The sequence below is a fragment of the Synechococcus sp. ATX 2A4 genome, assembly GCF_024346375.1.
In the GTDB taxonomy this organism is placed as follows: Bacteria; Cyanobacteriota; Cyanobacteriia; order PCC-6307; family Cyanobiaceae; genus MW101C3.
Genome location: NZ_JAGQCV010000006.1, coordinates 97,842 through 112,309, shown reverse-complemented (window position 1 = coordinate 112,309; position 14,468 = coordinate 97,842). Strand labels below are relative to the sequence as shown.

The 14,468-nt window shown below is 66.9% G+C and carries 19 protein-coding genes; 11 read left to right on the top strand and 8 right to left on the bottom strand.

Annotated elements, in window-relative coordinates; genetic code table 11:
- Window positions 1-65 precede the first annotated feature (65 nt).
- Window positions 66-428, top strand: a complete 363-nt coding sequence (locus KBY97_RS07465; RefSeq protein ID WP_255146064.1) for an AbrB family transcriptional regulator — start codon at window positions 66-68, stop codon at window positions 426-428.
- Here the strand turns inward: KBY97_RS07465 and KBY97_RS07460 are convergent.
- Window positions 394-2,106 carry an NAD(P)/FAD-dependent oxidoreductase gene (locus tag KBY97_RS07460; protein ID WP_255146189.1) on the bottom strand — a complete coding sequence of 571 codons (1,713 nt, stop codon included), beginning with the start codon at window positions 2,104-2,106 and terminating at the stop codon, window positions 394-396. The genes KBY97_RS07465 and KBY97_RS07460 overlap by 35 nt on opposite strands.
- Window positions 2,107-2,238: 132 nt before the next feature.
- On the opposite strand from KBY97_RS07460, the gene KBY97_RS07455 reads away from it, so the two are divergent.
- Together KBY97_RS07455 and KBY97_RS07450 are read left to right on the top strand one after the other, a co-directional pair.
- Window positions 2,239-2,433: a hypothetical protein gene (locus KBY97_RS07455; RefSeq protein ID WP_255146063.1), complete on the top strand. Its 195-nt coding sequence runs from the start codon at window positions 2,239-2,241 to the stop codon at window positions 2,431-2,433.
- A gap of 29 nt (window positions 2,434-2,462) precedes the next feature.
- Window positions 2,463-3,260 (top strand): MBL fold metallo-hydrolase, encoded by a 798-nt coding sequence (locus KBY97_RS07450; protein ID WP_255146061.1) that lies wholly within the window; start codon window positions 2,463-2,465, stop codon window positions 3,258-3,260.
- A gap of 166 nt (window positions 3,261-3,426) precedes the next feature.
- On the opposite strand, the gene KBY97_RS07445 is transcribed toward KBY97_RS07450, so the two are convergent.
- The 3 genes from KBY97_RS07445 to KBY97_RS07435 all read right to left on the bottom strand — a co-directional run bounded on the left by KBY97_RS07445 (window position 3,427) and on the right by KBY97_RS07435 (window position 4,776).
- Entirely contained in the window at window positions 3,427-3,612 is a 186-nt protein-coding gene (locus KBY97_RS07445; protein ID WP_255146060.1) for a hypothetical protein, read from the bottom strand.
- A gap of 213 nt (window positions 3,613-3,825) precedes the next feature.
- Complete coding sequence (locus KBY97_RS07440) at window positions 3,826-4,239, bottom strand: hypothetical protein (RefSeq protein ID WP_255146059.1); 414 nt, start codon at window positions 4,237-4,239, stop codon at window positions 3,826-3,828.
- An 18-nt stretch (window positions 4,240-4,257) separates the two neighbouring features.
- Entirely contained in the window at window positions 4,258-4,776 is a 519-nt protein-coding gene (locus KBY97_RS07435; RefSeq protein WP_255146058.1) for a pentapeptide repeat-containing protein, read from the bottom strand.
- A gap of 50 nt (window positions 4,777-4,826) precedes the next feature.
- On the opposite strand from KBY97_RS07435, the gene KBY97_RS07430 reads away from it, so the two are divergent.
- Window positions 4,827-5,225 (top strand): YraN family protein, encoded by a 399-nt coding sequence (locus KBY97_RS07430; protein ID WP_255146057.1) that lies wholly within the window; start codon window positions 4,827-4,829, stop codon window positions 5,223-5,225.
- A gap of 33 nt (window positions 5,226-5,258) precedes the next feature.
- Here the strand turns inward: KBY97_RS07430 and KBY97_RS07425 are convergent, their stop codons facing one another.
- On the bottom strand, window positions 5,259-5,585 hold the full coding sequence (locus KBY97_RS07425; RefSeq protein WP_255146056.1) for a hypothetical protein: 327 nt from the start codon (window positions 5,583-5,585) through the stop codon (window positions 5,259-5,261).
- Window positions 5,586-5,713: 128 nt separating this feature from the next.
- Here KBY97_RS07425 and rsmA point away from each other — a divergent pair, with 128 nt between their 5' ends.
- The 7 genes from rsmA to KBY97_RS07390 all read left to right on the top strand — a co-directional run bounded on the left by rsmA (window position 5,714) and on the right by KBY97_RS07390 (window position 11,828).
- A complete protein-coding gene (rsmA, locus tag KBY97_RS07420) occupies window positions 5,714-6,580 on the top strand; it encodes a 16S rRNA (adenine(1518)-N(6)/adenine(1519)-N(6))-dimethyltransferase RsmA (protein ID WP_255146055.1) in 867 nt (288 codons plus the stop codon).
- A gap of 13 nt (window positions 6,581-6,593) precedes the next feature.
- Window positions 6,594-7,589: a 4-(cytidine 5'-diphospho)-2-C-methyl-D-erythritol kinase gene (gene ispE / locus KBY97_RS07415; protein ID WP_255146054.1), complete on the top strand. Its 996-nt coding sequence runs from the start codon at window positions 6,594-6,596 to the stop codon at window positions 7,587-7,589.
- Window positions 7,586-7,930 (top strand): DUF3082 domain-containing protein, encoded by a 345-nt coding sequence (locus KBY97_RS07410; protein ID WP_255146053.1) that lies wholly within the window; start codon window positions 7,586-7,588, stop codon window positions 7,928-7,930. Before ispE ends, KBY97_RS07410 begins: the two co-directional genes overlap by 4 nt.
- A 211-nt stretch (window positions 7,931-8,141) precedes the next feature.
- Window positions 8,142-9,125: a pyruvate dehydrogenase complex E1 component subunit beta gene (locus tag KBY97_RS07405; protein WP_255146052.1), complete on the top strand. Its 984-nt coding sequence runs from the start codon at window positions 8,142-8,144 to the stop codon at window positions 9,123-9,125.
- Window position 9,126: 1 nt separating this feature from the next.
- On the top strand, window positions 9,127-10,644 hold the full coding sequence (gene secD / locus KBY97_RS07400; protein ID WP_255146050.1) for a protein translocase subunit SecD: 1,518 nt from the start codon (window positions 9,127-9,129) through the stop codon (window positions 10,642-10,644).
- A 6-nt stretch (window positions 10,645-10,650) separates the two neighbouring features.
- Window positions 10,651-11,649, top strand: coding sequence for a protein translocase subunit SecF (secF, locus tag KBY97_RS07395; RefSeq protein WP_255146049.1), 999 nt, complete (start codon window positions 10,651-10,653; stop codon window positions 11,647-11,649).
- On the top strand, window positions 11,646-11,828 hold the full coding sequence (locus tag KBY97_RS07390; RefSeq protein WP_255146048.1) for a hypothetical protein: 183 nt from the start codon (window positions 11,646-11,648) through the stop codon (window positions 11,826-11,828). The genes secF and KBY97_RS07390 overlap by 4 nt, the downstream gene beginning before the upstream one ends.
- An 86-nt stretch (window positions 11,829-11,914) precedes the next feature.
- Here the strand turns inward: KBY97_RS07390 and KBY97_RS07385 are convergent, their stop codons facing one another.
- From KBY97_RS07385 to psb28, 3 genes are read right to left on the bottom strand one after another with little or no spacing between them, the layout of a single operon-like run.
- The gene (locus KBY97_RS07385) at window positions 11,915-12,928 is read right to left on the bottom strand and encodes an AI-2E family transporter (protein ID WP_255146047.1); all 1,014 of its coding nucleotides are present in this window, start codon (window positions 12,926-12,928) and stop codon (window positions 11,915-11,917) included.
- The gene (locus tag KBY97_RS07380) at window positions 12,925-14,004 is read right to left on the bottom strand and encodes an AI-2E family transporter (protein ID WP_255146045.1); all 1,080 of its coding nucleotides are present in this window, start codon (window positions 14,002-14,004) and stop codon (window positions 12,925-12,927) included. The genes KBY97_RS07385 and KBY97_RS07380 overlap by 4 nt, the downstream gene beginning before the upstream one ends.
- Entirely contained in the window at window positions 14,001-14,384 is a 384-nt protein-coding gene (psb28, locus tag KBY97_RS07375; protein WP_255146044.1) for a photosystem II reaction center protein Psb28, read from the bottom strand. Before psb28 ends, KBY97_RS07380 begins: the two co-directional genes overlap by 4 nt.
- Between the last annotated feature and the right edge of the window lie 84 nt (window positions 14,385-14,468).

Sequence of the window (14,468 nt, the reverse complement as noted above, 5' to 3'; positions counted from 1 at the left end):
TGGCGAAAACCCTTGCTTCAAGCAAATGCTTGTCAGATACTGAGCAGGTTCTTGGGTATAGGCCAATGCTGAGTGGCGCCGACCTGCTTGCCAAAGTCAAGGAGATGGGGGATGCAAGCAAGTCCGAGATCGTGCGGGCCTGCGGCTATGTCTCCAGCAAGAAAAACGATAGCGATCGCCTGAATTTCACCGCCTTCTATGAGGCACTGCTCATCGCCAAGGGGGTGGACTTCGGAGCCAATCCAAAAGTAGGAAAAGGCGGTCGCAAACTGAGTTTCACCACCAAGGTTCAGTTCAACGGCAACCTGATGGTGGGCAAGGCCTATACCGCCCTGCTCGACCTCAAACCGGGGGATGATTTCGAGATCAAGCTGGGACGCAAGCAGATCCGCCTCATTCCGCTGGGTTCTGACGACGAAGGCGAGTGAGCGCCACCGCTTCGGCCACTTTGATGCCGTCGATTGCCGCAGAGAGGATCCCGCCGGCATAACCGGCGCCTTCCCCGGCCGGGAAGAGCCCAGCGATGTTGAGGCTCTGGAAATCATCCAATCGGGGAACTCGAACCGGCGATGAGGTGCGTGTTTCCACCCCGGTCATGACGGCCTCCGCCGCCGCAAAGCCCGGAATGGAACGCTCGAACACCGGTAGCGCCTCCATCAACGCCTCCACGGCGAAAACAGGCAGGCAGCTGCGCAGATCGCAATACCTCACCCCCGGCCCATAGGAGGGCAGCGGTGCTGGGCCAGAGAGGCGGGAGCAAGGCGAGGCAGAAAGACCGGAGTCAGGGCTGCGCTCGTTCTCCCCGCTGGCCAGGAAATCCCCCAGGCGTTGGGCGGGGGCCTGGTAGGTGGAGCCCGCCGAGCGGAAGGCCGCAGCCTCCCAGTGGCGCTGAAAGGCAACCCCTGCCAAGGGATCGCCGGGCGCCTTGCCATAGGGCGCCAGGTCGTCGAGGCCCACCGTCACCACGATGGCGCTGTTGGCATTGCGTTCGTTGCGGGAGTGCTGGCTCATGCCGTTGGTCACCACATGGCCTGGCTCCGAGGCGGCGGCCACCACCAGTCCGCCGGGGCACATGCAGAAGCTGTAGACGCTCCGGCCATCGGCGCCGTGGTGCACCAGCTTGTATTCGGCCGGCCCAAGACGCGGGTGGCCGGCAAAGGGGCCCCAACGGGCCCGATCGATCAGCTCCTGGGGGTGCTCGATCCGCACACCGATCGAAAAGGGCTTGGCCTCGATCGCCACCCCCACGGCCTCCAGCATCGCGAAGGTGTCCCGGGCGCTGTGTCCCACCGCCAGCACCACCTGGCCTGCCGGCAGCACGGTGCCATCGGCCAGCACCACGCCGCAGATCCGCCGCTGCCTGCCCTCCTCTCCTTCACAGGGCTCCAGCACGAGCCGATCGACACGGCTCTGGAAGCGGATCTCTCCCCCGAGCGCCTCGATGCGAGCCCGCAGCCCGCGCACCACGGTGGCCAGCTTGAAGGTGCCGATGTGGGGGCGTTGCAGGGTGAGAATTTCCGCATTCGCCCCGCAGGCCACCAGCTCTTCGAGCACTTTGCGGCCGTGGTGCAGGGGATCGCGCACCTGGCTGTAGAGCTTGCCGTCGGAGAAGGTGCCAGCACCGCCCTCACCGAACTGCACATTGGATTCCGGGTCGAACGGACGCTGGTTGCGCCAGAAGCCAAAGGCATCGGCGGTGCGCTCCTTCACCGGTTTGCCGCGCTCCAGCAGCAGCGGCCGAAAGCCCATCTGGGCCAGCAGCAGGGCTGCGAAATAGCCGCAGGGGCCGGCTCCGATCACGATCGGGCGATCCAGAGGGTCGGTGGTGGCAGGCGCCCGGCCCACGAAGCGGTAGCTGGTGTCGGGTGTGGGCCGCAGGTGCGGATCCTTGCGGAAGCGGCGCAGCAGCCGTTGCTCATCGGCCAGCTCCAGATCCACGCTGTAACTGAAGCGGATCTCAGCCTTGCTGCGGGCATCCACGCTGCGCTTCACCACCTGGTGGCCGCGCAGAGCCGCCGCAGGAAGATCGAGCCGCCGCAGGATCGCCTGGCGCAGATCCTCCTCCCCATGGTCGAGGGGGAGCTTGACTTCGCTGAGCCGCAACACAGGATCTGCCACCGCGCCTGGCGCGGCCTGACGCACCCCTTCATTTCAACAGTCCGAGTCCCGGCCACGCCGGCCGGTTGGCGGCAGAAAGGGTTGCAAAGATATTCCCCCCGCCCCATCCACCCTCAACCGGTGCCAGCCGGTGCCAAGGTGGAGGCGAATAATGCGTTTCGCATGGGAATCACCCACTGCCCCCTCTGCGTCGCGTTGGCGGTGTTCAGCGCGGTGCGCTTCAGCGCCCACGCCGTGCTGCTCTGGCAACTGGTCCGCCCCACGGCGACGGGCACCAGCACTCCACCCTCACGCCTGCGCTGGCAAGGGGTCTAGCGTCCGGGGCCAACTGCTCGCCCGCCACTATGGCCCTGCATGCCACCTATCTCGGGGCCAATGGCTGGCTGCTGGAGTTCGGTGAGCTGCGGGTGTTGGTGGACCCCTGGCTCACCGGGCCGCTGGAGTTCCCCCCCGGCGCCTGGTTCTTCCGCGGCGAGCTGCCACAGGAGCGTCCCGCTCCATTGCCGGTGGATCTGTTGGTGCTCACCCAGGGGCTGCCCGACCACTGCCATCCCGCCAGCCTGGCGCTGCTGCCTCCCACCACCCCGGTGGTGGGGTCTCCCGCGGCGGTGGCCAGGGCGCGCGCTCTTGGCTTCAGCGAGCTCACCGCCCTGGCGCACGGCGCACGTCACTGCCACGAACAGCTGCAGCTGACGGCCTCGGCGGGGGCACCGGTGCCGCAGCTGGAGAATGGCTACCTGTTTGACCATCCCGAGGGGCGCATCTACCTGGAGCCCCATGGCTTCCTCGATCCCACCCTGCCGGAGCAGCCACTCGACGCAGTGATCACCCCGGTGGTGGATCTGGGCCTGCCGGTGGTGGGGGCGTTCGTGAAGGGCCAGCAGGTGCTGCCGCAGTTGGTGCAGCGCTTCAAGCCACTGGCCGTGCTGGTGAGCACCACCGGCGGCGAGGTCCGCTTTGAGGGTGCCCTGAACCGGTTGCTCTGGCTGAAGGGATCGCTGGAGGCAGCGGCGGCGGTGCTGCCCGAGGGTTGCCGGTTGATCGATTCGAGAGCCGGCGAGCGCTATCTCCTGAAGCAACACCAGCCCAGCACCGCTGGTGCCAGTGCTGGTGGCGCCAAGGCGGGTACCGCTGCTGGCTGAGGGCGAGCGACTGCTTCAGCCGGCTGTGCTGAGCAGCATCTCCGCCACCAGGGCGGTGCAGGCGCTCAGCAGGAGGCAGCGAAACCCCTTGCCGAGCAGGCTGTTGAGCAGGATTGCTTGCATCGGGATCATGGGGGTCTCGGGAGAAGGGGGCTGGTGCGGGGGGTCAGGCGGCCGCGGCGCGCAGGCTGATCACCGCACCGATCGGCACAGCAAATGGGGGCGAGCCGCTGCTGGTGAGCGGCCAGCGGCGCACCCAGCAGCGGTCGTCGATGTCGTCGACGCTCACCACCTGGAAGCTGGTGCCGGCCTCTCTGGCCAGGAGCACAAATTCACCGGGTTGAACAGGCATCAGAGGAAAAGAGGGACCGGCGAAACAGGCAACGCCGTGGGGCGACGGCCTGAGCAAAAGCGCGATCCAAAACGTTGGCTCTCGAAATGTATCGGAAGATTGCGAACAATTGACAGCCAGTCACATCACAGTCGCTTCAATCGGCGAATGCAGACCATGGCCCGCCGCCGATCACTGCGAGGCCGTGCGGTCACCCGGCGGTTTCCACGGCCTTCAGCTGTCTGGCTCGTCTTCCAGCAGCAGCGAGTGGAACTCGCGATACAACTGCTCGTGCTCGCGGATGGCGGCGGCACCGGGGGCGCCCGCCAGGGGCGTCCGGGGGGTGCGGGCGGGGCCAGGGGCCGCTGGGGTTGCTGCCCTCGCTGCCGCTGGCGGCTGCTGGCGCTGACGCTCGCGCCTGGCGGTTTCGAGCGCCGAAAGGCGCTCCATCAGATGCGGCGGCACCTTGCCATCGGGGCTCGCCTTGATCAGCTCATGAAACAGCTTGTCGGGGTCCTGCTCGGTTTCCACCGCATGCAGCCGTGGCTGAGGCGCGGCAGCGGGCCGGACCTGCGGGGCCGGCAAGGGCTGGGGGAGCTGGCGGCCCAGCTCCCGGAGCCGCTCAAGGCTGCGGGGGTCAAAGCTCATGGCACAGAAGGGGAACCATCAGGCACAGCCGAGGCTGGCGCGGGTGGAGCGGCCGGTGACGGGGTTGGTGCCGGTGGCATCAAGGCAGAGCTTCTTCAGCACATCGGCGCGGAAGGGAACGTTGGTGAAATCGGCACCATCGATCTTCACCGCGTTGAACTTGGTGTTGAACGCGAAGGCATCTTCCAGCAAGGCGTCGCGCAGGTCGGTGCCGTCCAGTACCGCGGAGTCCAAGGTGGCCTGGCGCAGGTCGGCGCCATGCAAATCGGCGTCCTGCAATTTGGCGCCGAACAGGGTGGCCCCCCGCAGATCGGCGCCGGAAAGATCGGCCTCGCGCAGGTTGGTGAGGCTGAAGGTGACACCACGCAGATCGCTGTCATGGAAGTCGGCGCCGATCAACACCTGCTTGGCGTAGTCCATCGCCGCTTGGGCCGCAGGCACCGGCAGCAGCACCACGCCGAGGACCAACACCAGCAGCAGCGAAGCGAGCCAGGAGAGGCAAGGAAGGCCGGCGCGGCAGCGCAGCGGGGAGGCCATGGCGGCAAGGGACAGAAAGGGAACCTTAGGAACACACCCCTTGGCCGTACGTGGAAGGAGCCCGACCGCAACAGAGCGCTGACCGGGCGCGCAACCGCTGCGCCGTGCCGGGGCGCTGGGCGGAGCAGCGGGCGCTGCGGTTGCTGGAGGTGCGGGGCTGGCGGCTGCTCTCCCAACGCTGGCACTGCCGTTGGGGCGAGCTTGATCTTGTTCTGATGAAGCCAGGCCGGTTGCTGCTGGTGGAGGTGAAGGGACGGCGCCGCAGCGGTGCCGATGGCTGGGGGAGGGCCAGCCTGGATCGACGCAAACGGCAGCGGCTGGCGGCCGCCTGGTCGTGCTGGCTGTGCGATCACCCCAGCTGGATGGATGTGCCGGTGGAGGCGGTGTGCGCCCTGGTGCCGCTGCCACCGGCCCGGGCGCCGGTGCGCTGGCTGCGCCTGGAATGGTGAGGGCAGGAGGCCGGTTCAGGGCAAACGGCGCGCTCAGGGACTGGCCGGGTTGCCGGGCCCGGGCGTGCTGCTCGCGGGAACCGCCGGATCGGGAACGGTGAACTCCACCGTGCAGCGGTAGCGAGTGGTGTTCATCCCCACCGAAACGTCCTCACAGCGGGTGCTGGTGACGTTGGCCCCCGCAGGCACCTGCTGCAGGGCCCGCTGCTGGGCGTTGTCGCGGTCCCAGACGGAATCAGCGGTGGCGCTGCCAGCCAGCGCCGGACCGCTCAGCAGGGGCAGGGCCAAAGCTGCGATCCAGCCGGCCCAGGCCACTGAACGACGGCCTGCGTGGGCCGTAAAGCGGGTCTGCGCACGCATGGATGCTGCAGGACGCCCAGCGGCCACAGCAACCAACGGTGCCGATGAAGCCATCGCCATCACCCCCCTTCAGTCCTTCTTCTCTAGCCGCGCCAGAAGGCAATGTGGGAGATCTCACGCCCATGGTCATGACCTTCAGCGGCCACCGGGCCCGCAAACGCTTCGGCCAGCACTGGCTCACCGATGCCGGCGTGCTTGATCGCATCGTGCAGGCGGCCGAGCTCCGCGCCGACGACCGCGTGCTGGAGGTGGGGCCGGGCCGGGGGGCGCTCACCGAACGGCTGCTGCAGAGCCCCCTGGCCAGCCTCACGGCGGTGGAACTCGACCGAGATCTGGTGGCCGGGTTGCGGCAGCAGTTCGGCGCCGATCCCCGCTTCCGCCTGCTGGAGGGGGATGTGCTCGAGCTGGAGCTGCCACCGGCCACCAAGGTGGTGGCCAACATCCCTTACAACATCACTGGTCCATTGCTGGAGCGGCTGGTGGGCCGGCTCGACCGCCCTGCCCCCGCGTCCTACACGCGGCTGGTGCTGTTGGTGCAGCAGGAGGTGGGAGAACGCATCCGCTGCCGTGCGGGCAGCAGCGCCTACAGCGCCCTGAGCGTGCGCATGCAGTTGATGGCCCGCTGCCAGGGCGTGTGCGGCGTACCACCCCGTTGCTTTCAGCCGACGCCCCGGGTGCACTCGGAGGTGATCGTGATCGAGCCCTTGCCTGCGGCGGAGCGGCTGCCCGTTTCTGTGGCCGCCACGGTGGAGCGGCTGCTGCGGCGCTGCTTCGCAGCCCGGCGCAAGATGCTGCGCAACACCCTGGCGGGCCTACTGCCGGCGGAGGCGCTCAGTGCCCTGGCCGCTGCCGCCGACATCGATCTGCAGCAGCGTCCCCAGGAGCTGGAGCCCCAGCGCTGGGTGGCACTGGCGGAGGGCTTGAATCAGGCCGAAGCCTCAGCGCCAGCCCCCCTTTCCTCCGGGGATGCGGCGTGCGGCCATCCCGATCCATAGCCCAACGCGACCCATGGCAGCACTGAGCCGCAGCCTCACCGTTCTCGCTCCCGCCAAGATCAACCTGCACCTTGAGGTGCTCGGGCTGCGGCCGGATGGCTTCCACGAGCTGGCGATGCTGATGCAGAGCATCGATCTGGAAGACCGGCTGATCCTGCGCGAACGCGACGACGGCCACCTTCAACTGAGCTGCGACCAGCCGGGGCTGCCCACCGACGGCACGAACCTGATCAGCCGCGCCGCCCTGCTGCTGCAGCAACGGCTGGAGGGGCGGACGCGCGGCGCCGAGATCTCCCTGGAAAAGCGCATCCCGATCGGGGCCGGGCTGGCGGGAGGATCGAGCGACGCTGCCGCCGCCCTGGTGGGCCTGAACCAGCTCTGGAACATGGATCTCCCGCCGGCAACCCTGCTGGAAGTGGCGGCGGAACTGGGCTCCGATGTGCCGTTCTGCCTGGCCGGGGGAAGCCAGCTGTGTTTCGGGCGGGGAGAGCAGCTGGAGCCGTTCCCGGCGTCAGCCGATCCCCTGGCCGTGTTGCTGATCAAGGATCCGTCGGTGAGTGTGTCGACGCCGTGGGCCTACGGACGCTGCCGCGAGCTGCGCAGCGACTTCTACCTCGACTGCGAGGCTGACTTTGAGCAGCGCCGGGAGCACCTGCGCCGCGGACCGTTGCTGGCCGCCCTGCGGGGGGAGCGCGGGCTGCCGCCTCTGCGCAACGACCTGCAGGCCGTGGTGGAGCCGGAGCAGGCCAGCGTGCGCGAGGGCCTGGCTCTGCTGCGCAGCGTGAGCGGCGCCCTGGGTGTGGCGATGAGCGGGTCAGGGCCCAGCCTGTTCGCCCTGTTCAGCAGCGCCGCTGAGGCTGCCGCGGCCCAGCAGCAGCTCACACCGGCCTTGCAAGACGCGGGGTTCGACGCCTGGGGCTGCCGCTTCGCGCCGGCAGGTGCCAGGGTCGTCAACGATGAGGCCATGCCCCCGGCCGGCTCCGTCCCCGATCCCGACGCCCCACGATGAGCGACCCCCAGCAAACCGATCCCGGCAGCGGCATCGCGCCGGCCACCGCCTCCTCCACGGCACCTCCGCGCAAGGGCCCGCTCAGCTTTCTGTCCGGCGCCCTCACCAGCGGCGCCCTGGCCTGGGTGAGCCTGCTGCTCAGCCAACGGGTGGTGACCTACTTCGCCGTCCATCCGCCGCACTACAGCAAGCCGTTTGCGCAGAGCATCGGCACCGCGATGAAGACCCTGATCGTGGGCATGAGCTTCCTGGCCACCTTCAGCTTCGCCTTCGTGGGCCTGGGCCTGTTCCTGGTGTTCATTCGCAGCCTCTTGCCTGCCAGCTCCACAGAGCCTTCCTAAACTCGCTGGCACCACGGGTTCCGACACCACTGCGATGACCCCTCACGATCTCGGTCTGCTGGCCCTGCTGCTCTCACCGGGGATGATCCTGTCGGTGCTGTTGCTCGCCACCTTCGCCGCCGGCGGCTAGAAGGCTCCGCAGCACTGCCCCCGCAGGCCTGAGATAAGTTGGCCCCACTTCCGGCATCCGCGCCGGGCCCGCAACTCCCCTGTGGCAGAAACCCTTCTGTTCAACGCCCTGCGCGACGCCATCGACGAGGAGATGGCGAAAGACCCCACCGTCTGCGTGTTCGGCGAAGACGTGGGTCAGTACGGCGGCTCCTACAAAGTCACCAAAGACCTCTACGAGAAATACGGCGAGCTGCGCGTGCTCGACACCCCGATCGCTGAAAACAGCTTCACGGGCATGGCCGTGGGCGCCGCCATGACCGGACTCCGGCCGATCGTGGAAGGGATGAACATGGGCTTCCTCCTGCTCGCCTTCAACCAGATCTCCAACAACATGGGGATGCTGCGTTACACCAGCGGCGGCAACTACACGATCCCCACGGTGGTGCGGGGCCCCGGCGGGGTGGGCCGTCAGCTCGGGGCTGAACACAGCCAGCGGTTGGAGGCCTATTTCCACGCCGTGCCCGGCATCAAGATCGTTGCTGTCAGCACCCCCACCAACGCCAAGGGCCTGATGAAGGCCGCCATCCGCGACAACAATCCCGTGCTCTTCTTTGAGCATGTGCTGCTTTACAACCTCAGCGAAGAGATCCCTGAGGGCGATTACATCTGCGCCCTGGATCAGGCCGATGTGGTGCGCGAAGGCAATGACGTGACGATCCTTACTTACTCCCGCATGCGCCACCACTGCATCAAGGCGGTGCAACAGCTTGAAGCCGAGGGTGTCGATGTGGAGCTGATCGATCTGATCAGCCTCAAGCCGTTCGACATGGACACGATCAGCCGCTCCATCCGCAAGACCCATCGGGTGATCGTGGTGGAGGAATGCATGAAAACTGGTGGCATCGGCGCCGAGCTGATCGCCCTGATCACCGAACACTGCTTCGATGATCTCGACGCCCGTCCGCTGCGCCTCTCCAGCCAGGACATCCCCACGCCGTACAACGGCGCCCTGGAGAACCTCACGATCATTCAGCCCAGCCAGATCGTGGATGCCGCCCGGCGGCTCAAAGCAGGCACCCTCTGAAATGGCACGCCAACAAGGATGGGTGGCCCTGATCCTGGCCCTGGCGATCGCCGCCGGGGCTGTCCTGGTCACATTCCCGCTGCAGCTCGGCCTGGATCTGCGCGGCGGCAGCCAGCTCACCCTGCAGGTGATGCCGGCCGGCGCGATTCGTCAGGTGCAGAGCGAACAGCTCGAAGCCGTGCAGGAGGTGCTCGATCGCCGCATCAACAGCCTCGGGGTGGCCGAATCCACCCTGCAGCGCGTCGGCGACGACCAACTGCTGTTGCAACTGCCCGGTGAGCAGGATCCCAGCCGGGCCGCCAAGGTGCTGGGCACCACCGCCCTGCTCGAATTCCGGGTCCAGAAACCCGACACCGAAGAGGAGATGCAGGCGCTGCTGCGGTTGAAAACCCAGGCCTCTGCTGTGCTCGCCCGGGTGCAGAACAGGCGCGCCGCTGCGCCCCCCACACCCGGCCTTCCCCCAGGCGCCACGCCACCGCCGCCCCCCAGCTTCCCCGCCGAAGAAATGGCCAGGGCCTTCAGCGCTCTCGGCCTGGAAGTGCCGGCAGGAGCCAGCGAAGCCGACCAACTGGAACTGCTGCTCGCCGAGGTGAACACACGGGTGGTGGCTCTTTACGAACCAGCCGCTTTCACCGGCCGCGACCTCACCGGTGCCGGCCGCCAGCAACAGACCAACGGTCCCGGCTGGGAGGTCACATTGAACTTCAACCGCGCCGGTGGGGAGGCGTTCGCACGGCTCACCCAATCGATCGCAGGCACCAATCGCCTGCTCGGCATTGTGCTCGATGGCCGCTCGATCAGCGAGGCCAGTGTGAGCGAACAGTTCAGGGCAGCCGGCATCACCGGTGGGGCCGCGAGCATTTCCGGCAACTTCACCGCCGATGAGGCCCGGGATCTGGAAGTGCAGCTGCGCGGTGGCTCGCTGCCCCTGCCGATCAAGATCATCGAAGTGCGTACGGTGGGGCCCACGCTCGGGGCCGAAAACATCCGCTCCAGCCTGGTGGCGGCCCTGGGCGGCCTGGCGCTGGTGGCGGTGTTCATGGTGGTGGTCTATCGCTTACCGGGATTCGTGGCGGTGCTGGCGCTGCTCTTCTACGCCCTGTTCAACCTGGCGGCCTACGCCCTGATCCCGGTCACGCTTTCGCTGCCGGGTATCGCCGGCTTCATCCTCAGCGTGGGCATGGCGGTGGATGCCAACGTGCTGATCTTTGAGCGGGTGAAAGAAGAGCTGCGCAGGGGCAACACCTTGATCCGCTCGATCGACACCGGCTTCTCCCTGGCGTTCTCCTCAATCATTGATGGCCACCTCACCGGCCTGATCAGTTGCGTGGCCCTGTTCACCCTGGGCACTGGCCTGGTGAAAGGCTTCGCGGTCACCCTTGGCATCGGCCTGGTGCTGAGCCTGTTCACTGCTCTCACCTGCACCCGCACACTGCTGCGGCTGCTGATGAGCTACCCCTCGCTGCGGCGCCCCACCTACTTCCTCCCGGGCCGTGAGCTTTCCTCCCCTGCCGCCTGAGTTCCCATGAGCCCCACAGCCGCGGATCCAGCTCCGGCGATCCGTTATTTCCGCATCAATCGCCATCGCCGGCTCGCCTGGGCCGCCTCAGGAGCCGCCTGTCTGTTGAGCCTGCTGGGTCTGCTGCTCAGCTGGCTGAATCCGTCGATCGGCCTGCCGCTCAAGCCTGGCCTCGACTTCACCGGGGGCACCCGCATCCAGTTGGAGCGGGCCTGCGGCGATGGTTGTCCTCCCCTCACCGCCCCGCAGGTGGAGGAGCAGCTCGCGCAGTTGAAGCTGCCCGACGAAGCCGGTGTGGCCGCTCCATTGCTGGAGCGGGCGCCCCTGCAGGTGCTCGACGGCGGACGCTCGATCGACCTGCGCATGCCCACGCTCAGCGCCGACCAGAGCACAGCATTGGTCAACCAGCTCAACAGCCGGATCGGCCCGTTTCTGCCTGGCGACACCTCGGTGGAAACGATCGGCCCCACCCTCGGCGCTCAGTTGCTGAGGAGCAGCCTGGTGTCCCTGCTGGTGAGTTTTGCTGCGATCGCTTTCTACATCAGCTTCCGCTACGACCGCCTGTTCGCCTCCCTGGCCATCCTGTGCCTCGCCCACGATGTGCTCATCACCGCCGGGCTGTTCGCCTGGTTGGGGCTGTTGCGTGGAGTGGAGGTGGATTCTCTGTTCGCCGTTTCGCTGATCACGGTGGCGGGCTACTCCATCAACGACACCGTGGTGGTGTTCGACCGGATCAGGGAGCAGAAAACCGTGCTCGGCCATCTCCCCATCGATGAGCAGGTGGATGCGGCCGTGGATGTCACCTTCACGCGCTCCATGTACACCTCGCTCACCACCTTGATGCCCTTGCTGGGCATGATCTTCTTCGGTGGCAGCAGCCTGTTCTGGTTCGCCGTGGCGCTTACCACGGGAATCTCGGTAGGGAGTTGGTCGAGCATCGGGGTGGCACCCACCTTGCTCAGCCTGCTCTCCGCGCCGCGCCAGGTCAGCACTGCTTCCCCATGAGAAGAGTTCCGCTTGTGCCGGTGGTGCTCGTGCTGCTGGCGCTCCTGGAACTCAGGACCGAATTCCTGCTGCTCAGTGATCACTTCACCCTGGCCGCCGTGATCGCCGCCGTCAGGCGCCACCCCTTGCCGATCGGCGTACTGGTGCTGGCGCCCGAGCTGTTCCACCGCTTCCGCTGAATCCCGCTGACGCGGTCACGTCCGTGAACGATCACGGCCGTTTCGGCGAAGGGATCACGGCCGCTTCGGCTCCTGCTTTGAGCCGACTAAGAAGCTTCGTGTGTGCAGCGGTCCATCACCTTTTCCACCAGCACCTTCTGGCAGATCACCTGCAGCACCACCACCAGCGGCAGTGCCAGCAGCACCCCTGGCAGACCAAGCAAGGCCCCCAAACAGAGCTGGGCCATCAGTGCCACGGTGGGCAGCAGGTTCACCGTGCGGCTCAGCAGCACCGGTGTAAGCACAAAGGCTTCCAGGTTCTGAAGCAGCAGGCGCAGCAACAGCACCTGCAGCAGCTTGGCCGGGGATATCAGCAGGGCCACCGCCAGTGGCAACAAGGTGGCGGCCGTGGGGCCGATTGTGGGCACAAAGGTGAGCAGCCCGCACACCAGGCCGCTGAGCAGGGCCAGCGGCACCCCCAGCAGCGCCAGGCCGGCCCAGGTGAGCAGAAACACAGTGCTGGCAGAGATGGTCATGCCAGCCAGCCAGCCGCCCATGGCCTGACGGCAATCGTGCAGGAGGCTCTCCACGCCAGGGCGGGCAAATCGCGGTGAAGCGGCGAGCAACAGGCGCTGGTGGCTGCGCGGATCGAGGGCCAGCAGCACGGCCAACAGCCCCATCAACAGCACCTGGATCGTGGAATTGGCGGTACTGCCTGCCACCCCCAACAACTGGGTGCCGAGCGGTTGGAGCGTGTCCCAGGTGGTGAAGGTGGCGAGCTGCTGCTCCAGCCGCTGGAACCCCTTGATCCCCCCGGCCAGTTCGCCCAACCGCTGCACCAGCTCCGGCACCAGGCGCATGAATTCACCAGCCTGCTCCACCAGCTCGGGCAACAGCAGCTCCGACACCTTCCAGCCCAGCAACAGCAGCACCACCAGCACCGCCACGAGGGCGGTGGGCCGGTTGATCGGCAGCCGCCGGCGCAGCTGGGTGACGGGCACATCGAGCGCCACGGCCAGCACCACGGCTCCGAACAGCACGAGCAGCACCCAGCGGAGCTCCCAGAGGAGCAGCCCCAGCACCACCAGGGCGAAAAGTCCGAGGACAGCGCGGGGCTTCATGAAAGCGGGCGCTGCAGCGTCCAGGGATTGAGCACGTCGTGGATCAGCACTTCACGAATGATCACCTGCAGGCACACCGCCAACGGCAGCGCCAACAACAATCCGATCGGTCCGAACATCACCGTGAACAGGAACTGGGCGCAGAGCGTGAGGCCCGGCAGCAATTTGAGCTGGTGATGCATCACCGAAGGGGTGATCAGATAGCTCTCCAGGTGCTGGATGACCACGTAGAGGCTGAGCACCGCCAGCGCTTTCCAGGGGGTGTCAAGCAGCGCCACGGACATCGGGAAAATGGTGCTCAAGGTGGGCCCCACATTCGGGATCACATTCAGCAGGCCAGCCAGCAGCGCATTGGCCACCACCAGATTCACCCCCAGCAGCCACAGACCGATGCCTGAGAGCAGCGCCACGAAGCAGGAGCTGATCAACACCCCCACCATCCAATCGCTCAAGGCGGTGCCACAGAGTTCAAGCACGCGGCGGAAGCGGCGCCGGTAAAACGACGGCACCAGCAACACCGCCACTTCCCTGTAGGCGGTGGGCTGCACCGCCACCATCAGGCTCACCGCCACCACGAACAGCAACTGGAGCGCGCCGCTGCCAAGATTTCCCGCCAGCCCCAGCAGCCGCACGGCCCCTTGGCCCAGGCCACCGGCGAGGGCGGCGGTGCTGTCCCCACCGGACGGCAGCAGCGATGTCAGCCAGTCGAAGTCGAGGGGGGTCTCCTGCTGGCCGTAGATCATCTTCCCGCCCCAGGAGAGGGATTCGCGGCCCATCTTCAGGAGCAGCGCCGCGGCGGTAGGCACCTTGGTGAGCAGCAGTCCGAACTGATCAGCAAAGGGAGGAATGAGCACCGCAATGGCCACGGCCAGCACCACCACCAGGCCGAGCACGCTGACCAAAAGGGCCAGCGAACGGTTGCAACGCAACCGCTGCTGCACGAATCCCACCAGGGTGCAGATCGCCATCGCCAGCACCACGGCGGCAAAGGCCTGAATCACCACGCCGCGCAGACTCCAGAGCAGCGCGACAGCAGCGGTGGTAGCGGCCAGCCCGAGCCATTTGCCGAAGTTCAAGCCGGATCCGACTCCGCGTCAGGAGCTTCAGCGGCAGCTTCGTCGCCCTGGCCGGCGAAGCCGAGGCCGTGGCCGGCCGCATAGCGCTCGGCGAAGCGCATGAAACGCTCGAAATCTGCTTCGTTCTTCCAGGTGTAGGTGGCTTCGATGGCGCTGGCGCGGCCGTTCACGAAGCGGGCCTTCACCTCACGGGTCACCAGCTCTCCCTCCTCGTCGAGCAGGAACATGCCAGTGATGTCCCCCATGCTCTCCGGTGCCAATGCTGCCGGCTCCTCGAACACGAACAACGCCTGACCGGTGCGGCCGTCACGGGAACGGGTCAAACGGATGTCGGGGATCACGGGTTCATCCACCCCGCGGAAGAACTGAATGGCCGTCATCGCAGCGGGAGGAAAATCTGATCCTAGGCAGAGCCTGTGCGGGTCTTAACGCTGCGTCGTCTCCAGGCGCCGGGGCTTGGCTGA

Excerpts from the sequence above, each read along its gene's own strand:
- KBY97_RS07465 (WP_255146064.1), top strand. The coding sequence starts at position 66 with ATGCTGAGTGGCGCCGACCTGCTTGCCAAAGTCAAGGAGATGGGGGAT.
- KBY97_RS07450 (WP_255146061.1), top strand. The coding sequence starts at position 2,463 with ATGGCCCTGCATGCCACCTATCTCGGGGCCAATGGCTGGCTGCTGGAG.
- KBY97_RS07445 (WP_255146060.1), bottom strand. The coding sequence starts at position 3,612 with ATGCCTGTTCAACCCGGTGAATTTGTGCTCCTGGCCAGAGAGGCCGGC.
- KBY97_RS07440 (WP_255146059.1), bottom strand. The coding sequence starts at position 4,239 with ATGAGCTTTGACCCCCGCAGCCTTGAGCGGCTCCGGGAGCTGGGCCGC.
- KBY97_RS07435 (WP_255146058.1), bottom strand. The coding sequence starts at position 4,776 with ATGGCCTCCCCGCTGCGCTGCCGCGCCGGCCTTCCTTGCCTCTCCTGG.
- KBY97_RS07425 (WP_255146056.1), bottom strand. The coding sequence starts at position 5,585 with ATGCGTGCGCAGACCCGCTTTACGGCCCACGCAGGCCGTCGTTCAGTG.
- rsmA (WP_255146055.1), top strand. The coding sequence starts at position 5,714 with ATGACCTTCAGCGGCCACCGGGCCCGCAAACGCTTCGGCCAGCACTGG.
- ispE (WP_255146054.1), top strand. The coding sequence starts at position 6,594 with ATGGCAGCACTGAGCCGCAGCCTCACCGTTCTCGCTCCCGCCAAGATC.
- KBY97_RS07410 (WP_255146053.1), top strand. The coding sequence starts at position 7,586 with ATGAGCGACCCCCAGCAAACCGATCCCGGCAGCGGCATCGCGCCGGCC.
- secD (WP_255146050.1), top strand. The coding sequence starts at position 9,127 with ATGGCACGCCAACAAGGATGGGTGGCCCTGATCCTGGCCCTGGCGATC.
- secF (WP_255146049.1), top strand. The coding sequence starts at position 10,651 with ATGAGCCCCACAGCCGCGGATCCAGCTCCGGCGATCCGTTATTTCCGC.
- KBY97_RS07390 (WP_255146048.1), top strand. The coding sequence starts at position 11,646 with ATGAGAAGAGTTCCGCTTGTGCCGGTGGTGCTCGTGCTGCTGGCGCTC.
- KBY97_RS07385 (WP_255146047.1), bottom strand. The coding sequence starts at position 12,928 with ATGAAGCCCCGCGCTGTCCTCGGACTTTTCGCCCTGGTGGTGCTGGGG.
- psb28 (WP_255146044.1), bottom strand. The coding sequence starts at position 14,384 with ATGACGGCCATTCAGTTCTTCCGCGGGGTGGATGAACCCGTGATCCCC.